We start from the raw sequence: 22,016 nt of genomic DNA on the forward strand, positions 1-22,016 counted from the left end.
TCTTATTTTTATTTTCATTTTAAAGAGAGGATATGGAATGAAGTTATTTGGTTCTTCAGGCATCCGGGGACTTGCAAATGTGGAAGTCACCGTGGACCTGGCACTGAAAGTTGGAATGGCTCTTGGCAGGTCAAAAAAGAATGCTGTCATCGGAAGGGACCCCCGTGTCGCCGGGGAGATGATAGAACTTGCACTAATCTCAGGATTGATGTCTTCGGGTTGTAATGTTACCCGTGTTGGTCTTGTCACCACACCCACACTCGCATACGCAGCACGCAACTTTGACTGCGGAGTGATGATAACAGCGTCTCACAACCCTGCAACAGATGTAGGGATCAAACTCTGGAACCCTGATGGGATGGCATTCGACTCCGCCCAGCAGGAAGAGATAGAGAACATCATAGAGAAAGAGGACTTCATCCATGTTCCCTGGAACATGGTCGGTAAGATATCCACATATGAGAATGCAGTCAGAGATCATATCGATATGATACGCAGCCACTCCACCGGTGCACCGATCCGTGTTGTCGTGGACTGTGGAGGAGGAGCAGGTGGAACCATAACACCTTTCCTTTTACGTGAGATGGGATGTGAGGTCATTACACTCAACTCCCAGCTTGACGGACACTTCCCGGCACGTAATCCCGAACCAAAAGAGGATAATCTCTGGATGCTGATAAAGGCGGTGAAGGAATTCGATGCGGCCCTTGGTATCGCCCATGATGGTGATGCGGACAGGATGATGGCCGTTGATGAGAACGGAGGATTCCTTTCAGGTGATGAGATGCTTGCCATCTTTGCACGCTATGAATGTAAAGGAGATCCAAAGGTCGTTGTTCCTGTTGATACATCAATGATAGTCGATGATGCACTTCCGGGTTCCACTGTAATTCACACAAGAGTCGGCGATGTATATGTTGCCGAGGAAATGAAGGAACAGAAAGCAGATTTCGGAGGGGAGCCCTCAGGAAGCTGGATCTTCCCGAGGATATCCTATTGTCCCGACGGTATCTATGCAGCTGCCCTGCTGGTTGATATCGTGAAGGACAGGAAGCTCTCGGAACTAAGGGATGAACTGCCGAAATATCCGACACTCAGAAGCACAGTAGCATGTGACAATTCCAAGAAGGAAGCTGTTATGGAAGCTGTCAGCTCGGGATTGAAGAACATGGGTGAAGTTTCCGATATTGACGGCATCAGGGTAGATATGGAAGACGGCTGGGTACTTGTCAGGCCATCTGGAACCGAGGCGAAGATAAGGGTCACAGCTGAAGCCCGTAAGGATGTTGAAGAACTCCATGCAAAGGTAGAGGATATGGTAAAGGAGTGTCTAAAATGAAAGTGGTCATACTTGCTGCCGGTGAAGGCACACGTATGAGGCCATTGACAGCTTCAAAACCGAAGGTGATGCTTCCCATAGCTAACAAACCCATGATGGAGCACACCATCGATGCTGCCGTGAAGGCAGGGGTGAAGGACTTCCTTATCGTGACCGGGTATCGTGAGGATGCCATAAAGGACCACTTCGGCGATGGCAGTGAGTTTGGTATCAATGTGGAGTATGTACGCCAGGAACAGCAACTTGGAACCGCGAATGCGATCGGATGCGCAAAGGGCTTTGTTGAAGGGCATTTTATTGTTCTCAACGGTGATATGCTTGTAAGCACCGAACACATCAGTCATCTTCTTTCAAGGACCGAGGATGCCATCATCAGTGTCAAGGAAGTGGATGAACCGTCTCATTTCGGTGTCATTGAAACAGATGGCGAAAAGGTTACCCGGATAATCGAGAAACCGAAGAATCCACCAACAAACCTTGCAAATGCAGGGATATACCTGTTCGGTGATGTCATCTTCGATTATATCGACAGGACAGGGAAGTCACAGAGAGGTGAGTATGAGATCACAGATTCCCTCCAGATGATGATAGATGACGGACTTGCCGTTGGTTATGAACTCCTGACATCCGACTGGATAGATATAGGCAGACCATGGGATATGCTGGATGCGAACAAGGTACTGCTTGAGAATATCGATAATACCCTTGAGGGTATCATTGAACCCTATGCTACCCTGCATGGGACCGTAAAGGTTGGGAAGGACACTATCATCAGGAATGGTGCCTACATAATGGGACCGGCCATTATCGGTGACAACTGTGACATTGGTCCGAACTGCTTCATCAGGGCATCAACTGCAATTGGAAATGATGTCCGGATCGGCAATGCGGTCGAGATCAAGAACACGATAATCATGGATGGGACGAATGTGGGTCACCTGAGCTATGTTGGGGACAGCGTCATTGGCACGAACTGTAATTTCGGTGCCGGAACAAAGATAGCGAACCTCCGTCACGATAACAAGAATGTTAAGTCGGTTGTCAAGGGCGAGATTGTTGATACCGGACGCAGGAAACTCGGAGTCATCATGGGTGATGACGTCCACACCGGCATCAATACAAGCATCAATATCGGCAGTGTTATGGAGCCTGGAAGTTCCACCATGCCGGGTGAGGTAGTGATGCACAGAAGAAAAACTAATTAAGACACATTGCATTCTGTACACCGGTGATCCGTATGAACCTTAACATAGAGATGCAGAAACTCAAAGACCTGGCCAGAGAGGCAGCGGATGTTATTGAGAAATACGAACATGTCCGTGTAATCTCGCATAATGATGCAGATGGCCTGACCTCAGCAGGGATAATCTGCCAGGCACTCCTGAGACAGAACATCCGTTTTCATACGACGATCGTACCACGTCTTGACAGTTCGGTCGTGGAGATGATCAAAGAGACCACTGCAGACGATGACCTTGTACTTTTCTGTGACATGGGCAGCGGTCAGTCAGACATCATTTCAGAACTCAAGCAGGATATAGTCGTGCTCGACCACCATGTTCCGGTTGGTGAGACACCTGCAAAGGTCCTTGTGAACCCGCACCTTGTAGGAATCGATGGTGCAATGCATATATCCGGGTCGGGAGTGACTTTTTTTGTGGCAATGGAAATGGAACCTGCAAATGTGGACCTTGCTGGACTTGCCATTGCAGGTGCAGTTGGTGATAAACAGCTTTTCAGCACCCTGAACGGTCACATTCTGGAAGAAGCTGTTAATGCAGATGTCGTTTCAGTTAAGAAAGGACTGAAGATCGGTGATGGTGACATCGCTAAAGTGCTCGAATACACGCCTGAACCCTATCTTGATATAACCGGGGACAGCGAGAAGATAAAGCAATTCCTGGATTTCCTCGGGCTTGAAGGAAATATCGAGGACCTTAACCCGGACCAGACAAAGGCCCTTACTTCGGCTGTTGCACTCAAACTTGCAAAGAATGCCAGTCCTGAAGCCGTTGATGCGGCAATTGGCGATGTATACATCCTGAACAACGAGATAGTATCCAACGTTTACGACCTTGTAGCTATTCTGAACACCTGTGGCAAGACCGAGAAATATGGCATGGGAATGTCCATCTGCATGAAGGACAGGACACACCTAGAGGAAGCAATTGATATGACCATTTCCCAGCAGATATCCATTGTCGAGAATATCAAAAAAGGAATGGATATGGTAAAACAGGGAAAGAGTATCGGTTACCTGATAGGCGAGGACCTGGAAGGCACAGGTCTGATAGCCAGCACCTTTGTCAGGTACGTTAACCCGGATATGCCATTCGTTGCAGTCAATCAGGTAGATGAACTTGTAAAGGTCTCTGCAAGAGGCACCCGTGCACTTGTAGAAGAAGGACTTGACCTCTCTTTTGCCCTTCGTGAGGCAGCAGCATTGGTTGGAGGACAGGGCGGAGGCCACAATGTAGCATCAGGTGCATCGATCCCACCGGGAACCGCCGAAGAGTTCATTGCAAAGGTCGATGAGATAGTTGCAGAACAACTCTCAAAACAGGAGAAGAGTGAATGAAAATTGAGACCACCATCGAGTTCAAAGATGAAGGTGCCATGAAGGTGGCTAAGAGGATTGCAAACTCACTGGCCCCCGATAATCTTACAAATATGCATACTGTGGTCTGCGAGGATAGTATGTGCATTCATATCTCAACTGAGAAGATAACGTCGCTCATCGCCACGGTGGACGACCTTCTGATGAATGCAAAACTGGCAGAAGAGATAGCTGAAGATTTGGAAGAGTAAGTTTTGATTGTTATTTTTGGCATTGTCACCCAAACATAGCTGCTTGTTATTTCTGGATTTCACTAATAGCAAAACGGAATGTTTCAACATAATAAGACTCTTTACATACCACTTTGACTTTCTCTTTAGTCTTGTCAGAAAGTGCTTATATATGCTGTTATCTCCTTCAACAGTATATGTTTCTGTCTTTGAACGAATACAAATAGTTCTGGGGAGAAACACCACTTACAAAACAATTGGAAGACTTTGCTGAGTTTTAGTTAATTGCATTTAGAACTACTGAAATAAGGACTTCATCATTGACATAAAGTTAAAATTATATATAATAAATTGGAATAAGATAACTATGGTGATTTCGGATTTGTTACTCGATGCTGGAGCTACAATCATAAATATTGCAATTGCAATTTTTGCAATTACGGTATGGATTCTTCAAAAAAATATGTACATGCATGATAATTTGATATCCGTATTATGTGTACAGAAGTCAATAACCCATGATTACTTTTACTTGTTGAGAGCTTCTTTCGCATTGACTGATGAAGAAAAAGCAACACAGGTATATAGTTCAACAAATCTCAAAAATGAAGAAATTGAAAAACTAAAAAAATATTTAAAGGAGAGGAAGAATTACCAATTTGTAGAGAAAATTACAATTGGCTCCTTTGCTATTGGATTAGGACTTACTTTAACATCACTAGCAATTAAACTGTTAATCTATGTATTACCATCAGTTACAACTAATTCTTGAGATACATTGTATGAGGAATAAAAGAAAGTAATTGAACACTGGATGAAAGCATCAAAAGATTCTGAATCTATACTCTTTTTTAAACATTCAAGATAATCAACATATTCACTCTTGTATTCCACTAGAATTTTTTCATTCACCACAGTGAATTCTTTTTTTGAACATGCTTTCCCAACTGTTTCAAATATTTGGAAGATGCCCCACGTAATATAGCTACTAAATCTATTTTCTTCAGTATTTGTGAAATCTGCAAGTGTCCTTAATGACCTTCGAATTACCTCTGATTTCTTTGAAGATAAAATGTAAAAAGATGACATATTAGACTCTTCATTTGCAAAATTAATTGAATCATCTATAGACTTCAATAAAGTACTTTTGAAATCTGCTGTAATCGAAATTGCTCCATTGACCATACTTTACTCCTCGTTTATTATATATTTTATACAATAGTATTATAATTTTCCATACAAGTGTGTGAAAAATCCTTAAAATCATTGCATTCAATAATAGAATAGCAATCCATATTCAAATTTGATTTCTGAACACCGTTTTCAATTAAATATAAGCTTTGATTTTTACAAGGCGAGTAATCATCTAATAATACCCTATTATGCGATAATCCTTTTGTATGTACATCAATTATTGAATTAAAATCATCAATACTAGAAAAGCGATGAGAAATCAGTGATTTGTCCTTATCAACAACACATCCACCAAACATGGGCTTTTTAGTATGAGAATCCTGAAATAAATCAGAATTTATTAAATATTTATTAATTATATTGGATAAGTGTAAACTATAAGTGTTACGATATGCCGGAGCAATTGAGACTTTATCCCTTTCATAGCTATCTTCAAATTTAGAGAGGGTTTCTAATATAAAATTAGAAGTAATTGTTTCTTGATCAGAATTCTCAAACTCACTATCAAGTAAATCTGAAAATTTTTTGAATTTATTATATGCCTTCTCAAACAACTTTTCAAGCTGTTCCTCATTAAACCTTGTTAAATCAACCATATAATTTCCACTTTAGAAACTGTCAGCAAGCAATGAAGTATTGCATGACTTATAGATGCTTTCTGATTCGTCCAGAATCATTTTTGCATGTACTCCTCTTAAAGTTGTTCTTGCACTTAAATCTTTGTATTTTTCTTCCAAAAGTTTTTCTTCTAACAAATTTAACATGAGTTGGACAAATTCTAATTTTAATATATGACATAAACTTTTTTTGTTAGTTACTGCTAAAATATTTGGGTCATTTTTTATATAGTTATAAAGTATTAGATTTTTTACCGCGACAAATGTAGTCATTTCATAACGAATAGAAGAGTGCAGCATTTCCTTTATTGGTAAATAAGAAACTTTTCCATCTTTAGTACAACCCTCTATACAAAATATTCCTGCAGTACATAAATGCTCTGCAGTATCAAGAGATTCTGAAATAACAGTGTACCCATAGTCAGTTAATGATCTTGAAATAATGTCCATATGTTCAATTTTATTTCCATCATAATTGAAATATACAACCATTAAGAGACACTCCAGATAGAATTTCTGCATTTAATTTATAATCCTAATTGTACAAGTTTGTAGGAACATATCCGAATTAAGTTTACTAGTTCATAAATATTTTGATACCAAGAGAAACTAGCCTACAATCCATATTTTTCAATATAATTTAAATCTTTTTCCCTAATTACATAAAATGCATGCGTTAATTGAATCTATGCTAATGTAACTATTAAAAGTTAAGAACCGATTATGGCACTTAAGTAGCAACAAGCATTATTGATTTGTTAAGTTTAGGTTCGATAAAACCTCGTAATCAACCCAATAGAGAAGAGTATTTGTCATTATCACTCAAAAATAGCTAGCTCATTGTTTCTGTATTCAAACATGACTAACTCCTAAAAAATGTCCAATTGAACGAAATCCTAATCCTTCAAGATAAAGTTTTAAAACTGGTCATTTAACAGATATAGAGCCAGCAGCTGATATCATCTCTACTGAATAATTTAAACTACATCATGAAATTTATAGCGTTGTCGACCATCTATTGTGGAGGGAACTCTTACATCTAGAGCAATTCATGTATAAATACATTCATAGCATACAACTATCGATACTAATGCTTTATTTCCTTTTTATTCCCAAAGATGCCTGTTATTATCAATCAGAGTATTCTGTTCCTCTATCCTTGAACGCTGATAGATAAGGGCAGCCGGATGATATATCTTCAAAAGGGTGTATTTCCCATCAACAGGTCTTGGAACACCCCATTCCAGTTTCTCACCGTTGCAGAATGCTTTTTCTGCAGTGTTACCAAGAAGGATGACCACTTTAGGCTCAAGTAGCTCGATCTGCGCCTGAAGGAATGGTTTGCAGGCATTTATCTCACTTTTCAGAGGATTACGGTTCTTTGGTGGACGGCATTTTATGGTATTTATAACAGCGTAGTCATCTCCCGAGAGACCCATATATTCTATCATGCCGTCGAGGTTCTTTCCGGCTCTGCCACAGAATGGTATCCCGGTCTCGTCCTCGTTCTTGCCGGGTGCCTCGCCTACGAAAACCACATCCGGGTCTTTAGAACCTTTACCTATCACTCGGTTGATGACCGTTTCATGAAGCTGACAGTCAGTGCAAGCCCTGATCTCTTTCTCGATACCTTCGAATCCCTGTTCCACAAGTTCACTAACTGACCGGACTGTCATATTAACACCTTTCAAATAATCGTTTATTCGGTTCTATGATTCAGGATCGTTCCTGTTCCTCTGCCTTCAATGCTTCCATGAGGTGAATTTGCTCTGTAATGAAAGTATTATAAGGTGCTTCGATGCCAAATTTGCCTGCTCTTTCAACTATGGCGCCATTGATGAAATCTATCTCTGTCTTCCTGCTGGATGCGATGTCCTGGAACATCGATGAATGATGTTCTGCGGTATTGGGAAGCTGGAAGTCATGAAGGAAAGTGAGATATTCCCCTGCTGTTCTCCATGGGAGATTGACGCCTTCTGCTTCAGTGACCATGAAAGCCTCTTTAACTATGTTCTCGATGATATTCCATGCGTGCTCGTTTTCCAGTTTTCCATAGGGGACACCTATGACAGCACCAAGGGGATTGAGAGCTGAGTTGTAGAGGACCTTGGACCAGACAGAACTCATGATGTTCACCGTTCCTGTTGCCTGGATACCTGCACTTTTTATCAGGTCCACAAGTCTGAGCACGCTGTCATCAAGTCCTGAAGGGAACCTTCCGAGATCCATGGGACCGGTCTCCACCGAGACATGTATCTGGGCATCACCTGTCCACACGAATCCTGTGATGATAGTACCACCGATCACCTTATCGGTGTATTCGGCTATTATTTCCTCGTTGCCGATACCGTTCTGCATGCTGATGACCTCTCTGCCTTTGATGATGTCAGAGAACTGTTCACATATCTCCCTGGTTGCGGTGGATTTAGAGGTGATGAAAATATAATCGTAATCATCTTCCGGTGCATCTTCAGAGCAACTGAAAGTAAAGGTGTCATCTCCCCAGATACCTGTCATCTTAAAACCGGTATCCTTTATCCTGTCGGCATGTCTCTTTCGGCAGACCGCATGTACATTACAGACGGAAGATAGTTTTGCAGCCAGCGTCAGGCCAACCGCTCCTGCACCTAATATCAGGACCTTCATATAGCACCTCTATCGGCTTAGATGTCCTTTTTCATTAAAAGAATGACTATTGGGGAACATGCAATTAAGAGAAGCTCTTAATTAGCAAAAGATACATCATGCATACAAATAGCCATACATTGGTAAACAATTATCAGGTGAGATGTCGCAGGTGAGACATAGCAGCTAAGATATAGAGTGTAAGACATAGCTGCTTACCTATCACTTATCTATCACTATCATACAGAGGAATGGAGATCCATGGAAGCAAAGAAAAGAGATGAATGCTGTCCGGCAGACAAACCGGAAGGTGTCGGAAGTGTAATGAATTTCAAATTCAGGCTTGAATGTGCACTTAAGACAAGTGCCGATGCTACAGAGGCTGCGGATGTTGTAGGCGAATACATTCATGAGGCAAATCACAGTATCCTTACAAAAGGTGCACCGGAAGGGCAGGGTGCAAAGGTAACAGGATGGAAGGTCGAAGGTGACAGGATAAAGCTCATCATCGAATCCGGCAGGCATGTCCGTGTACACGATGCACTGCTCCGTATGAGAAAGCCACTTGCCGGTAAACTTGGAAAGGGTTTCAAGATCGGTATCCGTGGGATCGAAGTCGACTCATTCACAATAGAGGTGCCCTCTGAGAAGGAACTTCCTCAAATGAAGATACCATACGTGTCAGAGATGGCGTATGAAGACGGGATTCTCAAACTGACACTTGACGTTGATGAGTCTGCAATGTCTAACCGTGTCCCTGACAGGATACTTTCCCTGATGGAAGATAAACTGGAACAGGGTGAATACGGTGGCAAGACAGAACACTGGAACGTCCTCTGGCAGAGCGAGAAGAAGGAACACAAGTTCACAGAAGACCCTACCAAGGCTATGATGGAAGCCGGATGGCTCAAGAGAGGTGCCAGCAGGGGTCAGTGGATCCATGGTCCACAGTCCACAAAGATGTTCAGGACCTTTGAGAAGATAGTACTCGAGGAACTGCTTGGTCCTCTTGGATACAGGGAAATGATCTTCCCGAAGCTGGTGCCCTGGGAGGTCTGGCAGAAATCCGGACATGCAAAGGGTGTCTATCCTGAGATCTACTACGTCTGTCCTCCAAAGACAAGGGATCCTGAGTTCTGGGAAGAGGTCATCGACCACTATAAGGTAACACTCGAAGTACCAACCGAGATGATCAAGGATAAGATCGGTGAGCCTATCGGTGGAATGTGCTATGCACAGTGTCCTCCATTCTGGACATACCTTCAGGGAGAGACCATCCCTACCGATGAGTTCCCTATAAAGGTCTTCGACAGGTCAGGAACCTCACACAGGTATGAGAGTGGTGGTATCCACGGCATGGAACGTGTGGATGAGTTCCACAGGATAGAGATCCTCTGGGTAGGGAACAAGGAACAGGTCATCAAGACAGCCAATGAACTTCACGAAAAGTACATGCACATCTTCAACGAGATACTTGACCTCGAATGGAGAAAGGCATGGGTCACACCATGGTTCATGGCACAGGAAGGACTTACCGGAGTTTCCGAGCAGACCGAGGCCGGTACCACAGACTATGAAGCTGTCCTGCCTTACCGTGGCGAGGACGGTGAATGGCTCGAGTTCCAGAACGTAAGTGTGAACGGTAACAAGTATCCATCAGGATTCAATGTCAAATGCCAGTCCGGTGAGGAACTCTGGTCCGGATGTTCTGGTGTCGGACTTGAGAGATGGGCATCAGCTTTCTTTGCACAGAAGGGACTGGACCCTGAGAACTGGCCTGAGGAATTCAGGAAAAGGGCAGGAGAGATACCTGAGGGTATCAGGTTCCTCTGAACCTTACTTTATCATTTTGATCGGTCAAGGAATCCTGAAAAAAGGACTCCTTAATCTGGCTCTGTAGAAATCCTAATTATCAACGAGTTTTGAATCAAAACCGCAGATAAACACAGATTCACGCAGATGCTGATTACTTGTATCTGTGTTTATCTGCGTTCATCTGTGGTTCACGATAGTGTAGAGGATTTCTACAGAGCCCTTAATCTATTTTTATCACAACTTTTCCCTTAACACTGCCTTCACGTTGATATTTTAGAGCCTCTCCTGCCCTGTCAAGTGGGAATGTACGATCAATATTCACCGTGATAACTCCCAGGTCATAGAGTTCTGCAAGTTTTTTCAGGTCATCACTGTTGATCCTTGTGGACTGACCCACAGCATTTACCTGATATTTCCCCATGAGTTCAGTATCTGGTTGTTCAAGCATTGATACGATCATGCCACCTTTCTTAAGGACCTTGAATGACCGCTTATATGTATCACTACCCACAGTATCGAATACGGCGTCATAATCATGTAGCTTGTCTTCGAACTTCTCGTTTCTGTAATCTATGATCTCGTCGGCTCCCAGGGTCTTAAGATAATCAGTATTGTCTTTTCTGGCAGTCGTTGCTACATATGCACCAATATGCTTTGATATCTGGATCGCCATTGAGCCGATCCCACCCGAACCTCCATGAATGAGAATTTTTTGTCCTTTTTTAAGGTTGATTTTGCTGGTGATCACATCCAGCGCACTCACACCTGCAAGCGGCAAAGCGGCAGCTTCTATATTGTTTGCATTTTTTGGTTTATGGGATATAAGATCCTCTCTGGTGGTCAAATACTCTGCAAAAGCACCAGAGCCTCCGGATAGGACGATGGCACTGCCATAGACAACATCTCCTTTCTTATAGCAATCTACACCTTCACCCACATCAACGACAATACCGGTGAAATCACCACCAATGGTCATAGGAGCAGTGAGTGCCTTCCCTTTGCTCACATAGCCCTGAGCAATCTTCCAGTCAAAAGGATTGACACCTGCTGCATGTACTTTAACAATAACTTTCCCTTCTGATATATCCGGAACCCCGACATCTGTGTTTATCTCAACTACATCTTCCCCATATTCCCTGATCTGGGCTGCTTTCATATTATATCACTCCACTATTAAATAAAAGTCCAATTGTTACTGACACAGGAATTACCCATGTATGTTAAAAAAATTAAGTTACAAATGCATTAAAGGCTTTTGTACTAAAATTAATCAATGCAGAAGAGCTAAAAATAAATTTGCAGAAGTTGACACTTATCTGTATTGTTGCATCCTGATGATGAGACAGCATACTTCTGGCAGTATGACAAGCATGGAAGCAAACTGGTACAGATACGTTTCTACCCTATCTGAACCAATTTCCTTTTTCTCTTTTTTATCGAACTATATCAATATGCGCATACTAAGTACATGTCAGTGTACTATGCATCCGGTCAAATATCCATTTTTGACCTTCTGATCATATCAATGAACTCTTTCGTCTCCCTTACCACGTCATCGCTGCAAACCACAGCAGAGATGGCCACCAGACTGTCAGCGCCTCCAAGGATAACACTTTCACTGTTCTGTTTGTTGATGCCACCTATCGCAACAACAGGAATATCTATGGCATCCTTCACAGCCCTGATGCTCTGCGGACCGATTCCATCGCCGGCATCCTTCTTGGTGGAAGTATCGAATATGGGACCCAGTCCAACATAGTCAGCACCGCATCTTTGCGCTTCCAGCGCCTCTTCGACGTTGTGGACCGAGAGACCTAATATCATGTCAGGTCCCAGAAGTTCTCTTGCAGTGTCGATCGGCATATCATCCTGTCCGATATGAACACCATCGGCGCCTACTGCAAGGGCCACATCAATGCGGTCATTCACAAGGAATATAGCCTCGTTCCCACACAGTGTCTTTATCTGCGCAGCCTCAAGGATCATGTCCCTTGTGCTTCCTGCCTTTTCCCTGTACTGGACTATCCTGCATCCTGCAGCAACTGCGCTCTCCACATCAGAGAGAGTTCCCTTTCTGGACAGACCTGAATCTGTCACAAGGTAGAAATCAATGAGTTCAAGCAGTTTTCTTTTGTGTTCCATATGATCTCAGCATTCCTCTACGTTTATCATAGGCTGTGCCTTCTCATCTGTAAGGTTGAATACCTCATCGTAGAAATTCAATTTAAATGTTCCGGGACCATTGGAGTTCACAGATGCCAGCTCTCCGGCAATCCCGAAGTAGCACAGCGCATCCTTTGCAGCATCACAGTGGTCCTCATTGACCGCAGCGAAGGAACCGATAACCGATGCAGCCATGCATCCGGTACCAACGATAAGACCCATGGACTCATGTCCGTTCTTTACGACATAGGTCCTACTTCCGTCACTTACTATATCCTCAGCGCCGGTCATAACGACAACACATGACCTTGAAGCTGCGAATTCCTTTGCGACCTGCTTCGGGTCGGCATCTATGGATGTTGCTTCAACACCGTTGGTCTGCGCGTTCTCACCTGCAAGTTTAGCAATCTCAGAATAGTTACCTTTGATTATGTCCACACGGACAGAGGCCAGTATCTTTGCTGCCATCTCATCACGGAAAGGTGTGGCACCCACGCCTACGGCATCAAGTACAACAGGTATGTTCTTCTCGTTTGCGGCTTTTGCTGCGATGAGCATCGCATCGATCAGCTCTTCTGTAAGAGTGCCGATATTGAGTACGAGTGCGGATGCAATGCCTGTCATGTCGGCAGCTTCCTGAGGAGCATGGGCCATTACAGGCAGAGCACCGAATGCCCTTGTCATATTAGCACAGTCGTAGATCGTTACCCAGTTGGTTATGTGGTGTACAAGTGGTTTTGTCGCTCTGATATTTTCTAGTGGAAGGTCCATATCTGAATGCCCCCTTTATGCCATAATGGCGATTCATTTATAATGATTAACAATTGTGAATTTGTCATAAGAAGTAATTATTAATATACTTTGTGTCAATCATTGCTTTGTTCAAAATATAGGGTACTTTCGATTAAAAATTGTATTATCGGACAAGTCAAAAAATTCCAACACATGCTCCATGTTCTGGCTATATCTAGGAATAAAGTAAATGCAAAATAATTCAGATTCGGTAGACTCTATTCTCTGCAAAGAAATCTTCAATTGATACATTTAACTCATAGAGTTCATAGATGAACACTACAATATTGTGGAAATTAAACGAAAGTACAAAGTATATGCTGACAGCTGTTACATGAGTGAAAAAAATTACAACTCTTAATCCAAAAAAATCTTGATTCCTATATACCAAAAAGAACAGAAAAAAATATTATCAAAAATGTACTGAATCAAGCAAAATAAGTCAAATTTAAACTATTACCCAAGTTTGACAGTTTTCACTCTTTATTGAAGAGAATGTCTTCTCTTTTACCGAATTTTTTCGTTTTTTTGTCAGGAAAACCTATTTGACAGTTCGACCAATTTCCGCCAAATTACTACGATTTTGTCCATTTTTGCCTTAAAATCAGTGAATTTATGCAATCAAAGTTGACGTAAATGTACTTTTTTGACCTATTTCCCTTGAAATCCACAGTCACTGTCAAATTCAATAAGCTATTTTTAATGAATTTTGTTGACTTGTGCTTGAGTTCATTGAACTCATATCGCATCAGTGATATGAACAACTGCGCAATGAATCCAATGATCACAGCTCCATAAATGCTAGCATCCGTCCATAAGCGTAGTGGTTTTATCTCGATCTCATTCTTCAATGAATTGATGATATTTTCAATTGAATCCTTTTTCCGATAAGTTTGAAGAGCTTCTTTTAGTGTCAAATTCTCACTCGACCTTAAGCAGAAAAATCCTTCTCTGCCTGTGACGAGCTTTTCTTCCAGTAACTTGATAACATCCTGTTCAGCAAGTTCCATCAGTTTCATCTGCAGGGAATACGTCACATCAACAAGAATATTGTTGATCCTAAACCTTTTGGGCAACTTCTTGTTCCTGTCGATCGAGTCCTGTATGACCCTCGCTTCCTGTAATTGCCTCATGACCTTTCTTGCCTTTGAATCAAGCTTCTCTTTCTGTAGCTTCTTTGAAAAATACATGTAGTTGGTACTGTTTGGCTTAATGGTCTTCAGACCATATATCCCATCTTTCTAATCAACCGTCTCAATAGGCGAATCCCAGAATACTGCTATTTTCTTATCGTCACTTGTATTGAGCTTTCTTGCAGTCAGGTAGTGCATTCCATCTGCCCTTATCAGGCCAGTGTTCCCTATGCTATGTGCTCCTTTATCGAAAACAACAAGAAATTGTTGTTTCAATCTGCTGTTCACCTGCTGGTATGTTTCTCGGAAGTGTTTCTGACCATTCAGATTTCCCTGTCTCACTGTGATACCGATTGGTATATTGATCGGGTCAGCAAGCTCACTAATTCCCAGTGTTATCTGCTTCTTATCAGGTCTATGGTCACGACTGTAACCATATTTACCTAATGGCGATTTATCGCCATGCAACACGATACTGGTCCAGTCCATGTTTATGTTGGTATGCTCAAAATCATATTTGGCAAACAGTCTGTCCTGCATATCGGAAATAATCGTTTCACGATTATTTCCCAGGGTTTCAAGAACCCTGTATAGTGTCCTCTCACTGAATTCTGGAAGGTTGAAAATATCAAGCACTTCATCAAGATTTATCCAATCATGAGCCTTGTTTATGCTGAAATTATCTGTGAGCTTGTAGCAAGTGGTTGATGTCAATACCATGCTTTTTGTGTTTGCCGAAAACAGTGGAGAGATCAAGGATGTCGTAGAGTTGGTTTACAGTCAGAATGGTTCCGATAGGAAAACATATATTCTTGTTCGGGATAATGTCATATGTTCTTGGTTTTGTTTGCATTTTTGGTCGAATACAACATTACTGAGAATAATTTTATTATTTTTGACTGTCAAACTTGGGCTATTAGGACATAACCTTGACATACTTGTCAAGATAATGTTTATTGTTAAAATGAGGAATTCTACAGAGAGATTGTTTTATTTGATGTATTGTAGAGATATTAGCATTGCTTTCCAAAAAAAACCTAACCATAAACTTTCTTAAAAATTGATATTTTATTTATGAGAATAACTGTTAAAATTGAAATAATTAACATAATAGTGGCATACAAATAACCGTTATATATTATGTCAGGAAAACTAATAAATGATTCCATGAAAACTAAAAATGTTTTTGTTGCAAACAAATGGTACAACAAAATAATAATTGAATATTTCCCAAGGTAATTGAAAAAATTGGAAATTATGGTTTTGTTTTTATTAATCATCTTTGCTAATTCTACAGTTATATATGTACCCAGCAAACCACCCATGATAAAAAGAAAGAAGTTAGGATATTTTCTAAGATTCATATCAACACGTCCACTGCCAGATACTATAATAATAAAAAGTATACAAATAAAAGCAAAAATATAAGCATTGAAATTATCTTCTCTTATATCTATTATATTATTAGTTCTTACAAAATATCCTGAACAAACGAAAATCATAGAAACAAAGGCAATATCAATTCCCCATGGCAAAAAAATGTACTCACTAATTTTCCATCCAGTTAATATGAAAAATAAGATTAAAGAATAACTCAAAAAGGTACTTTTGTTTTCGTAAACAGTTAATATAAAATATAAAAGAATATTACTACAAAATAGACAAACTAAAAACCAAGATGGCACACAAATCCAATTTGTATAGGTAGTAGCTGGGAATAAAGGTGCTCCGTTTCCATATATTATGCCAATAAAATTTTCAATTGAAAAAAGTTCAAAATTAATAGAAGTTGTTCTGATGCAAGATATTAAAACTAAAGTGCTTAAAATGAACAGATTAGTAAAAAAGTAAGGAATTATAAGTCTTTTTGTTTTATTAAAGGTAAATTGCTTTATGTGTCCTTTATATTTTTGATAGTTAAAGAGATATCCACTTATAAAGAAAAAAAAAGGCATATGAAATGCAAAGATTATTCTCGTTATTTTTGTATTGATTGGAGCATGTCCAACTACGACTAATAAAATTCCAATTCCTTTTGCAGTGTCAATCCAGTCAACATGTTTCATAAAAAAAAAATAATCCCTATATACATAAATTTTTTGATTTGGAATTCTGTAGAAATCATCTAGATTTGGTTGATAATTCAAGCATACAATAGTTTTAAAAGTATTGCATGACGGCTCTGTAGAAATCCTTATTTTTAGAACAATTATAACCTTGACATACCTGTCAAGGTTATGTACTAATATCTTGAATTTTACTTCTTTTAATTGATTCCAATTCTTTTTTGCCTTTATTTCTTCACCATATTTTCTTTTCAGAACAGAGAACATTGTTTCAACCAAATTTCTGTTATGATACAATTCTTCATCAAATTCCTATTCCATTTTCCTGCGATAGAATCCTTTAATTCTTTTTCTCTTTCTTTCTCTCAAAGGAATCACTGCTATCGCTTCTAATTGTTCTCTTGTTAACGAATGAATATCTTCAGAATCATATCCTTTGTCCATTACATAGCAATTTGATTTACGAGTTCTATGGCATTGCTTTAGCAATGCCATTGCATGTTTTGCATCATGCACAGGCTTACCCGATATCTTGAAACCAGTTACAATGAACCTTGCAGTATCAACAGAAATGCTTGTTTTCAGGAACAATCTTCTTTTATTTCCTGTTCTCCAAGAATAGTAATAGCTACGATGACCACTAGTAAATCCATTTGAATCGACAGCATTAATCTCTATTTTTTCACCATGAGAGTAAAACAGTTTGAGTGTTTGCTTTAACAATCCACTGAAATATATCGAGCTCAATCTTTTAATGAATTTATGAAGTGTAGTAAAATGTGGAACTTGCTTAATTCCAATTTTTTCCTTCACTTCTCCCATCAATTCAACAATCTCTATGATATCCCGATAATCCTCATTAAGATATTCTTTCAATAAAAACAAGGTCAATAGCTGATGCTGAGTGTATTTCCTTTTAGAATATTTGCAACTATCAAATCTGAAGGTGTGAGTTTCCTGATACAGCTAGCGCTGTATCAACAAACTTTAAGTACTTAGTAGGCAAAACACAATCATACCCTTTGTGTTTTCGGTGGCAGATAATGCTAAGGGGATTAATCCTTTTTAAATTGTTATGTTAAAATAAAATCGGAAGTAGGTTTTCTACAGAGCCTACATGACATTAATGATAATTACTTATTTCAGGCTATTGATATTGGTTTTGACAAATTTATACATAGCCAGTTTATAGTCTATTTGTAATTTTATAAATTAAGTGCCTATCGAGTTATTATTACTGGATAATGAAATCTAGAAGACATTTTTACTTTTAATTTATTTTTTGTTCAGCCATATATATTACAGGACAAAGCAGTTAATCATTGGCAACCAGCCAGCATCTGAGAATTTAACCGGATCTAACCGATCGCTTTATATAAGGATATGCATACTATAGAGAGCCAATTTATCAGTGTATACCTTATTTCACAATCATTAAGACAGCTCGTTGAACAATTACAATATTTCATCAACTATATTACAAAATCACAATCATTCGGAGGAATTATCACTTGGCAAGGAAAGTGCAGAGAAAGTTAGACAAATGGAAGTCAAAGACATGGTACAACGTAGAGACACCGGAATTCATGAGCAGGGCAAACATCGGAGTTACACCTGCTGAAGAGCCTGAACAGCTCGTCGGTCGTGTCGTTGAGACCACAGTTGGCGAAATTGCTAACGATTTCACAAAGCATAACACAAAGCTCAGACTCGAGATCAGCGACGTCACAGGTGACATCGCAAACACAAGATTCCTTGGTCACGAGATCACAACAGACTACCTACGCTCCATCGTAAAGCGTCAGACCTCAAGGATCGATGCTAACCTCGATGTTAAGACAAAGGACGGCTACACCGTAAGGGTCAAGCCTATCTGCTTCACTGTAAAGAGAGCAAGGACCAGCCAGATCAAGGGCATCAGGGAAGTAATGGTCAAGATCGTAAAGGACCGTGCATCAGAGCTTAACTTCGAGCAGTTCATCGAAGAAGCTATCATGGGCAAGCTTTCCGCAAACATCTACAGGAACGCAAAGTCCATCTACCCACTCAGAAGGGTAGAGATCAGGAAGACCGAAGTAAGGGCTCTTCCTAAGAAAGCATAATTCAATTGATTCATCGGGTGGTGTTCACCACCTGTACTTTACTCTTTTTACTGACTTTCAGACCCTTATTTGTAAAAGTGTTCTTGATCTATTCTGAAAGCCTCAGCTTACTTTCATACTCATCACGAATAAGCTGCATCATCTTACGATTGGCATCTATAACGAATCCACCAACATAACCACAGTATTTGCAGTGGTAAAGACCTTCTATGCCACCTGCCTCAAAATAGAGATCAGGACTGCCGCAGACAGGACATACCTCTGTCAGTTCCTCGTTATCTTCCGATTCCCGAATATCCGATCGTTCAGTATCATTTTCTTCCAAAACAGTTCCTCCACCGGTTTTCCCCGACTGACACTGTACCTGTACAATAACATCTATCGTTAAAGCATATCAAACTATGTGCAAAGTACCTGACAGTTCAACCGGATAAGGACGGAAGAAGGTCTGGTTCAAAAGATACCCGACGTTGAACTCCTCTGCCTTTGATAGGAACCATTCCCTGAGTTCGAATATGGTTGACCTGTTCTCACGATACTTCTGTAATCTCTGCATGAAAATGAACTTCTCACCTGCACTCAGGTTCCTGGAGAAATACCCGAATGCATGCATGAGTGCGTTTACAACGGAACCGCTTCCCGCAGGTTCGGATAATATCTGCAACAAAAGCTGGAGATAACTCTCATATACCTTCTCCACAGGGAGATCATCCCTGTTAGCGACGATAGTGCCCATCTTTGTAAGAAGCCTCTGATCACAGGCCATGAACAACAACTTGTTCCTTGTATGATATTCAAGTAAAGAACTCATCTTCACTGAAAGTGAGGCAGCCCTGAAAGAGGCCAGTGCGAAGACCTTTGTCAAAAAATGGTCCCTTAGAAGAGGGTCGTTCATCTGTATCTCATCGATTGCAGGCAGGTCAGGATATTCGCTCAGGACCGCCTCAGCAAAAAAGCCATTTCCCCCACGATGCAGATATTCATCACCAACAGAATCAGGAAATACTTTAGTCATACCGATACCGCATGAAGGTGACTTTGATTTGAGTATGAAACCATCGAAATCATCCAGTTCATAAAGATAGGACCTGGAAAATCCCTTCATCCTCTCTGTCAGATCAAGTCCTGTGGCTGGCTGGATGAGTTTCTTATTTCCATCATCCACTATGAGAATAGGCTCTCTGGGAACCCCCAGACCGATCTCACACTCGGGACACACATCGATGAACTCGACAAATGGTCTCATCATTTCCATTAAGGGAAAGGATACCATCTGCCCGTCGTAGCGACAGTTGGCAAAGCCAAGACACTTACTTATGACAATGATTGGGCGTGAGTGAATTATGTCCTTATGAGATGTCATCATAAGTTAAACAGCGGAATACGAAAAAGAGTTTTTGGATAGAACGATTGAAAAAAGAAAAAAAGAAGGATCGAAGTATCAATCCTTACGTCTGAAAAGAACCATTGAGACCATGACACCAATAGCTGTCAATACCCCAAATCCAGGAGCACTGTTCGCATCCTCTGTAGCATCAGAAGCTTCTTCTGCAATGTTAGCGCCAATCTCAATTTCATCTTCTTCTTCATATACATCTGGTGTGGACTGCAATGGTGTTTCTTCACTATCTGCTACTGAATCACCTTCTTCCTCATCATTTTCGTCCTCATCAGGTTCTATAATTCTGAGCTCAGTACCTGTATTACTACTTGAAGAACTTCCACTACTTTTTGAAGTAACAGTAGTAACAACCACTTGTTCATCGGTCTTTGCAGAGTCAGTGATCAGAGTGGTGTTTACATTACCAGAACTATCAACAGTCATGATACCAATCTCACAAACAGTACCCTGTGAGATACCTGTTGCATTGAAACATTCAGATGTTACTGTCTTGAAATAATTTCCATCGATATAAATATCACAGTGGTCAAAGTCCACATCTGAAGGATTGGTCCAGCTCCAGTTGATCCAGGTATAACCTACATCAGCCTCACTTAACCCTGTAACAGAAGCAGGTGCAGTACCATCAAGTGTGGTAGCAGTGTCATTGACCCAGGTTGTGTTGATATTACTGGACTGGTCAACGGTCCTTATTCCTATTTCATAGCTTGTGGAATCAGAGAGACCAGTGACATTGAAATGCTCTGTTGAAACGTTTGCTTTGAAGACTCCATCGAGATATACCATGCTGTGATTGAAATTGCTGCTTGAAGGATTGGTCCAGCTCCAGTTGATCCAGGTCGGACCGACATCTGATTCAGCCAGACTGGAAACAGATGCCACAGGAGGATTATAAATTGCCAGTGGAAACTGATCTATATTAGCAGGATCAATGACATATTGCATATCGCAGATACCATCATTATCAGCATCAGGAGTTAGCTGGCTGAAACCCGTTCCGTCAGTTCTGGCCCAATAGTTACCACCATTGAAAGGACCGCCCACAATATTTGCTCCCGGAGTTAAAGGCATGTTCCAGACATTGCCCACATTTACATTAGAGATGCCTGCATTTATGACGTTGCTTAAATAGTTGTTGTAGATTGTATTATGGTCAGACCAATCTACCTGGATTCCATAATAGTTACCTGATACATTGTTAGAAACCAGCAGACCATTATCTGACCTCTGATAGGAAATACCTGCGTAACTTGTGGGATTTCCATTGATAAAACTATTACTATCCAATATTGTACCCATTGCATCTCCTACTAATATACCGTGTCCACGACTATTTGACACTGTATTTCCAACTACCTGGCAATTGTCTGAAAGAGCTACCAACATCCCATCCCCTCCACTATAAATTACAACATTGCCAGTCAATTGACAATTATCAGAATCAAAGACCGAAATACCAGTACCGGAATTTCCTGATACGACACAATTTGTTACAATACAAGCGTTAGCAGATGAAATTGAAACACCATAATATCCATTACTTATTTTTAGATCTTGTATAACTACACCGTCTGCTGAAATACTAAAGGCAGCATTCGGAAATGAATTAGAGGATGCCTGTACTACAGTATCTTCAGGATTACTTGATTCGGACATTATAGTGATACCGGGCGTGAGCACACTAACATTCTCATGATATGTTCCCGGTTTAACAACAATAATGTCACCTGGTACTGCAACAGTAACTGCAGCATTTATCGTAGTGTAGGTTTCAGACGGACCTACAGTCAATGTTGCTGCAGATGCACAGTTTGCAAGCAATACAAAAGCTAAAAGCGCTACTATCGATATTTTCGATAAACTAAACAAAGTACTGTTCTTACGTATTTTTTTATGTACCACCAAATGTACCTCCAATTATTATTGGATATAAGAGTCCTGTTTTTAAGAATATGATAATTAACATATTGTGCATCAATTC

19 protein-coding genes and 4 pseudogenes are annotated in these 22,016 nt (G+C 40.7%); 7 read left to right on the forward strand and 16 right to left on the reverse strand.

Going from position 1 to position 22,016, the window contains the following annotated elements:
* Nucleotides 1-37 precede the first annotated feature (37 nt).
* Genes glmM through V7O63_RS12220 form a run of 4 tightly spaced genes read left to right on the forward strand, consistent with a single transcriptional unit; the run spans nucleotide 38 to nucleotide 4,147 of the window.
* Nucleotides 38-1,339 (forward strand): phosphoglucosamine mutase, encoded by a 1,302-nt coding sequence (gene glmM / locus V7O63_RS12205; RefSeq protein ID WP_340818827.1) that lies wholly within the window; start codon nucleotides 38-40, stop codon nucleotides 1,337-1,339.
* Entirely contained in the window at nucleotides 1,336-2,544 is a 1,209-nt protein-coding gene (gene glmU / locus V7O63_RS12210) for a bifunctional sugar-1-phosphate nucleotidylyltransferase/acetyltransferase (protein ID WP_340818828.1), read from the forward strand. Before glmM ends, glmU begins: the two co-directional genes overlap by 4 nt.
* Before the next feature lie 32 nt (nucleotides 2,545-2,576).
* Nucleotides 2,577-3,917 carry a DHH family phosphoesterase gene (locus V7O63_RS12215; protein WP_340818829.1) on the forward strand — a complete coding sequence of 447 codons (1,341 nt, stop codon included), beginning with the start codon at nucleotides 2,577-2,579 and terminating at the stop codon, nucleotides 3,915-3,917.
* Nucleotides 3,914-4,147 (forward strand): KEOPS complex subunit Pcc1, encoded by a 234-nt coding sequence (locus V7O63_RS12220; RefSeq protein ID WP_340818830.1) that lies wholly within the window; start codon nucleotides 3,914-3,916, stop codon nucleotides 4,145-4,147. The genes V7O63_RS12215 and V7O63_RS12220 overlap by 4 nt, the downstream gene beginning before the upstream one ends.
* Nucleotides 4,148-4,171: 24 nt before the next feature.
* Here V7O63_RS12220 and V7O63_RS12225 read toward each other — a convergent pair.
* Nucleotides 4,172-4,366: pseudogene (locus V7O63_RS12225) on the reverse strand (IS1 family transposase); the annotation flags it as partial.
* Between the two features lie 127 nt (nucleotides 4,367-4,493).
* On the opposite strand from V7O63_RS12225, the gene V7O63_RS12230 reads away from it, so the two are divergent.
* Nucleotides 4,494-4,898, forward strand: coding sequence for a hypothetical protein (locus tag V7O63_RS12230; RefSeq protein WP_340818831.1), 405 nt, complete (start codon nucleotides 4,494-4,496; stop codon nucleotides 4,896-4,898).
* Here the strand turns inward: V7O63_RS12230 and V7O63_RS12235 are convergent.
* The 6 genes and pseudogenes from V7O63_RS12235 to V7O63_RS12260 all read right to left on the reverse strand — a co-directional run bounded on the left by V7O63_RS12235 (nucleotide 4,865) and on the right by V7O63_RS12260 (nucleotide 8,583).
* Nucleotides 4,865-5,311 (reverse strand): hypothetical protein, encoded by a 447-nt coding sequence (locus V7O63_RS12235; RefSeq protein WP_340818832.1) that lies wholly within the window; start codon nucleotides 5,309-5,311, stop codon nucleotides 4,865-4,867. The genes V7O63_RS12230 and V7O63_RS12235 overlap by 34 nt on opposite strands.
* Nucleotides 5,312-5,337: 26 nt before the next feature.
* On the reverse strand, nucleotides 5,338-5,916 hold the full coding sequence (locus V7O63_RS12240) for a hypothetical protein (protein WP_340818833.1): 579 nt from the start codon (nucleotides 5,914-5,916) through the stop codon (nucleotides 5,338-5,340).
* Between the two features lie 12 nt (nucleotides 5,917-5,928).
* Complete coding sequence (locus tag V7O63_RS12245) at nucleotides 5,929-6,429, reverse strand: hypothetical protein (protein ID WP_340818834.1); 501 nt, start codon at nucleotides 6,427-6,429, stop codon at nucleotides 5,929-5,931.
* A gap of 363 nt (nucleotides 6,430-6,792) precedes the next feature.
* Nucleotides 6,793-6,990, reverse strand: a pseudogene (locus V7O63_RS12250) (IS1 family transposase); the annotation flags it as partial.
* A 53-nt stretch (nucleotides 6,991-7,043) separates the two neighbouring features.
* Nucleotides 7,044-7,613 (reverse strand): uracil-DNA glycosylase, encoded by a 570-nt coding sequence (locus V7O63_RS12255; RefSeq protein ID WP_340818835.1) that lies wholly within the window; start codon nucleotides 7,611-7,613, stop codon nucleotides 7,044-7,046.
* Nucleotides 7,614-7,653: 40 nt separating this feature from the next.
* Complete coding sequence (locus V7O63_RS12260; protein ID WP_340818836.1) at nucleotides 7,654-8,583, reverse strand: ketopantoate reductase family protein; 930 nt, start codon at nucleotides 8,581-8,583, stop codon at nucleotides 7,654-7,656.
* Nucleotides 8,584-8,886: 303 nt separating this feature from the next.
* Here V7O63_RS12260 and V7O63_RS12265 point away from each other — a divergent pair, with 303 nt between their 5' ends.
* Nucleotides 8,887-10,395: a serine--tRNA ligase gene (locus V7O63_RS12265; protein ID WP_340820845.1), complete on the forward strand. Its 1,509-nt coding sequence runs from the start codon at nucleotides 8,887-8,889 to the stop codon at nucleotides 10,393-10,395.
* 202 nt (nucleotides 10,396-10,597) lie between these two features.
* On the opposite strand, the gene V7O63_RS12270 is transcribed toward V7O63_RS12265, so the two are convergent.
* The 6 genes and pseudogenes from V7O63_RS12270 to V7O63_RS12295 all read right to left on the reverse strand — a co-directional run.
* Nucleotides 10,598-11,533 (reverse strand): NADP-dependent oxidoreductase, encoded by a 936-nt coding sequence (locus V7O63_RS12270; RefSeq protein ID WP_340818837.1) that lies wholly within the window; start codon nucleotides 11,531-11,533, stop codon nucleotides 10,598-10,600.
* Nucleotides 11,534-11,868: 335 nt separating this feature from the next.
* On the reverse strand, nucleotides 11,869-12,519 hold the full coding sequence (gene thiE / locus V7O63_RS12275; RefSeq protein WP_340818838.1) for a thiamine phosphate synthase: 651 nt from the start codon (nucleotides 12,517-12,519) through the stop codon (nucleotides 11,869-11,871).
* 6 nt (nucleotides 12,520-12,525) lie between these two features.
* Nucleotides 12,526-13,311, reverse strand: coding sequence for a hydroxyethylthiazole kinase (gene thiM / locus V7O63_RS12280; RefSeq protein ID WP_340818839.1), 786 nt, complete (start codon nucleotides 13,309-13,311; stop codon nucleotides 12,526-12,528).
* A gap of 596 nt (nucleotides 13,312-13,907) precedes the next feature.
* Nucleotides 13,908-15,318, reverse strand: a pseudogene (locus tag V7O63_RS12285) (transposase).
* Nucleotides 15,319-15,502: 184 nt separating this feature from the next.
* Nucleotides 15,503-16,531, reverse strand: coding sequence for an acyltransferase family protein (locus V7O63_RS12290; protein ID WP_340820846.1), 1,029 nt, complete (start codon nucleotides 16,529-16,531; stop codon nucleotides 15,503-15,505).
* A gap of 114 nt (nucleotides 16,532-16,645) precedes the next feature.
* A pseudogene (locus V7O63_RS12295) lies at nucleotides 16,646-17,537 on the reverse strand (IS5 family transposase); the annotation flags it as partial.
* Nucleotides 17,538-18,042: 505 nt separating this feature from the next.
* Here V7O63_RS12295 and V7O63_RS12300 point away from each other — a divergent pair.
* On the forward strand, nucleotides 18,043-18,633 hold the full coding sequence (locus V7O63_RS12300; RefSeq protein ID WP_340818840.1) for a 30S ribosomal protein S3ae: 591 nt from the start codon (nucleotides 18,043-18,045) through the stop codon (nucleotides 18,631-18,633).
* A gap of 88 nt (nucleotides 18,634-18,721) precedes the next feature.
* Here V7O63_RS12300 and V7O63_RS12305 read toward each other — a convergent pair whose 3' ends face one another.
* The 3 genes from V7O63_RS12305 to V7O63_RS12315 form a co-directional block, all read right to left on the reverse strand.
* Complete coding sequence (locus V7O63_RS12305) at nucleotides 18,722-18,958, reverse strand: hypothetical protein (protein ID WP_340818841.1); 237 nt, start codon at nucleotides 18,956-18,958, stop codon at nucleotides 18,722-18,724.
* A 69-nt stretch (nucleotides 18,959-19,027) separates the two neighbouring features.
* A complete protein-coding gene (locus V7O63_RS12310) occupies nucleotides 19,028-19,996 on the reverse strand; it encodes a DUF523 and DUF1722 domain-containing protein (protein ID WP_340818842.1) in 969 nt (322 codons plus the stop codon).
* A gap of 78 nt (nucleotides 19,997-20,074) precedes the next feature.
* On the reverse strand, nucleotides 20,075-21,937 hold the full coding sequence (locus V7O63_RS12315; RefSeq protein ID WP_340818843.1) for a NosD domain-containing protein: 1,863 nt from the start codon (nucleotides 21,935-21,937) through the stop codon (nucleotides 20,075-20,077).
* Nucleotides 21,938-22,016 lie beyond the last annotated feature (79 nt).

The organism is Methanolobus sp. WCC4 (assembly GCF_038022665.1).
Taxonomy (GTDB): Archaea; Halobacteriota; Methanosarcinia; order Methanosarcinales; family Methanosarcinaceae; genus Methanolobus.

Excerpts from the sequence above, each read along its gene's own strand:
- V7O63_RS12310 (WP_340818842.1), bottom strand. The coding sequence starts at position 19,996 with ATGACATCTCATAAGGACATAATTCACTCACGCCCAATCATTGTCATA.
- V7O63_RS12255 (WP_340818835.1), bottom strand. The coding sequence starts at position 7,613 with ATGACAGTCCGGTCAGTTAGTGAACTTGTGGAACAGGGATTCGAAGGT.
- V7O63_RS12235 (WP_340818832.1), bottom strand. The coding sequence starts at position 5,311 with ATGGTCAATGGAGCAATTTCGATTACAGCAGATTTCAAAAGTACTTTA.
- V7O63_RS12220 (WP_340818830.1), top strand. The coding sequence starts at position 3,914 with ATGAAAATTGAGACCACCATCGAGTTCAAAGATGAAGGTGCCATGAAG.
- glmM (WP_340818827.1), top strand. The coding sequence starts at position 38 with ATGAAGTTATTTGGTTCTTCAGGCATCCGGGGACTTGCAAATGTGGAA.
- thiM (WP_340818839.1), bottom strand. The coding sequence starts at position 13,311 with ATGGACCTTCCACTAGAAAATATCAGAGCGACAAAACCACTTGTACAC.
- V7O63_RS12270 (WP_340818837.1), bottom strand. The coding sequence starts at position 11,533 with ATGAAAGCAGCCCAGATCAGGGAATATGGGGAAGATGTAGTTGAGATA.
- V7O63_RS12265 (WP_340820845.1), top strand. The coding sequence starts at position 8,887 with ATGAATTTCAAATTCAGGCTTGAATGTGCACTTAAGACAAGTGCCGAT.
- V7O63_RS12260 (WP_340818836.1), bottom strand. The coding sequence starts at position 8,583 with ATGAAGGTCCTGATATTAGGTGCAGGAGCGGTTGGCCTGACGCTGGCT.
- V7O63_RS12240 (WP_340818833.1), bottom strand. The coding sequence starts at position 5,916 with ATGGTTGATTTAACAAGGTTTAATGAGGAACAGCTTGAAAAGTTGTTT.
- glmU (WP_340818828.1), top strand. The coding sequence starts at position 1,336 with ATGAAAGTGGTCATACTTGCTGCCGGTGAAGGCACACGTATGAGGCCA.
- V7O63_RS12215 (WP_340818829.1), top strand. The coding sequence starts at position 2,577 with ATGAACCTTAACATAGAGATGCAGAAACTCAAAGACCTGGCCAGAGAG.
- V7O63_RS12290 (WP_340820846.1), bottom strand. The coding sequence starts at position 16,531 with ATGAAACATGTTGACTGGATTGACACTGCAAAAGGAATTGGAATTTTA.
- thiE (WP_340818838.1), bottom strand. The coding sequence starts at position 12,519 with ATGGAACACAAAAGAAAACTGCTTGAACTCATTGATTTCTACCTTGTG.
- V7O63_RS12245 (WP_340818834.1), bottom strand. The coding sequence starts at position 6,429 with ATGGTTGTATATTTCAATTATGATGGAAATAAAATTGAACATATGGAC.
- V7O63_RS12230 (WP_340818831.1), top strand. The coding sequence starts at position 4,494 with ATGGTGATTTCGGATTTGTTACTCGATGCTGGAGCTACAATCATAAAT.